The organism is Vibrio fujianensis, assembly GCF_002749895.1.
Lineage (GTDB): Bacteria > Pseudomonadota > Gammaproteobacteria > Enterobacterales > Vibrionaceae > Vibrio > Vibrio fujianensis.
This window is the reverse complement of record NZ_NBUS01000037.1, coordinates 46,526-47,870: the sequence shown is the minus strand read 5'-3', so window position 1 is coordinate 47,870 and position 1,345 is coordinate 46,526. Positions and strand designations below refer to the sequence as shown.

The window sequence follows — 1,345 nt, the reverse complement described above, 5'->3', positions numbered from 1 at the left end:
GCAGCGTAAGGGGAGTGCATCCACCTCTGATTTGAGTGAAAAAGCCATTCAGCAAACGGTGTTAGCGGCGTTAGATATCGCTCATTACACGTCTGAAGATCCTTATGCAGGCCCTGCACCGAAAGCATTAATGGTGCAGACGATTCCTGATCTGGATCTGTTTCATCCTGATGAACCTGACCCTGATCGTGCTGCCACGATTGCTATTGCCGCAGAGCGAGAAGCATTGAACTCTAGCCGTAAAATCAAGCAAAGCGACGGTGCTAGTTACGATAGCCACTATGGTATTAAGGTGTATGGCAACAGTCATGGTTTATTGGCCAGTTATGCTTCTAGCCGTCATAGCATCAGTTGCTGTGTGATTGGTGAAGGGCAAAATGGTGAGATGGAGCGCGACTACAGTTATACCGTTGCACGCCATAGCGGTGATTTATGGACCCCAGAAGAGGTTGGCCGACAAGCGGCAGAAAAAACTGTCCAACGCTTAGATGCCCAACAACTGAAAACTGGGCAATACCCAGTGATATTTGCGGCGGATGTGGCGACCGGCTTGATAGGGCATTTAGTCATGGCGATCAGCGGTGGCAATTTGTACCGAAAATCTTCCTTCTTACTCGATCATCTTGGACAACAAATTTTACCTGATTGGTTTAATATCAGCGAGCGCCCTCATATTTTACGAGGTTTAGCTTCTAGTCCTTTTGATAGTGAAGGGGTACAGACAGTAGATCGTGAAATTATTACCAACGGTATACTAGAGACTTATCTACTGACTAGCTATGCCGCACGTAAAATGAAGATGCAGCCAACGGGACATGCGGGCGGTATTCATAACTGGTTTGTGCAAACAACAGGGCAAGATTTTGCTCAACTACTCAAAACGATGGATCGCGGATTGTTGGTCACGGAAGTGATGGGGCAAGGTGTGAATACTGTAACGGGTGATTATTCGCGTGGTGCAGCAGGGTTTTGGGTAGAAAATGGACAAATCCAATACCCGGTATCTGGGGTGACAATTGCGGGCAACTTAAAAACCATGTTTAAGCAAATTATTGCGGTGGGTAGCGATGTAGAAACTCGCTCTCAAATTCAAACCGGCTCAATGCTGTTAGAATCCATGAAAGTGGCAGGCGAATAACCTTTGCCACTCCCTGGTACCACAAAAGCGCTGAATATAATCAGCGCTTTTGCAGTCGTTAAATGAGATGAGGCTAAACGTTAGATAAATTAGATAAATAAGGTTGCTAAACCTAAGAAAACCGATAATCCCACCACATCGGTAACGGTGGTTAATGCCATACCGCCAGCGAGCGCAGGGTCGATATTCATCTTTTTGAGTAAGATT

General features: G+C 46.1%; 2 protein-coding genes. One reads left to right on the top strand and one right to left on the bottom strand.

Annotated elements, in window-relative coordinates; translation table 11 throughout:
* The coding region (pmbA, locus tag B7C60_RS03330; protein WP_245868480.1) for a metalloprotease PmbA at positions 1-1,138 on the top strand (1,138 nt) is incomplete at its 5' end.
* Positions 1,139-1,227: 89 nt separating this feature from the next.
* Here the strand turns inward: pmbA and B7C60_RS17695 are convergent.
* Positions 1,228-1,345 (bottom strand): magnesium transporter (locus B7C60_RS17695; protein ID WP_245868503.1); only part of this gene is annotated, 118 nt, incomplete at its 5' end.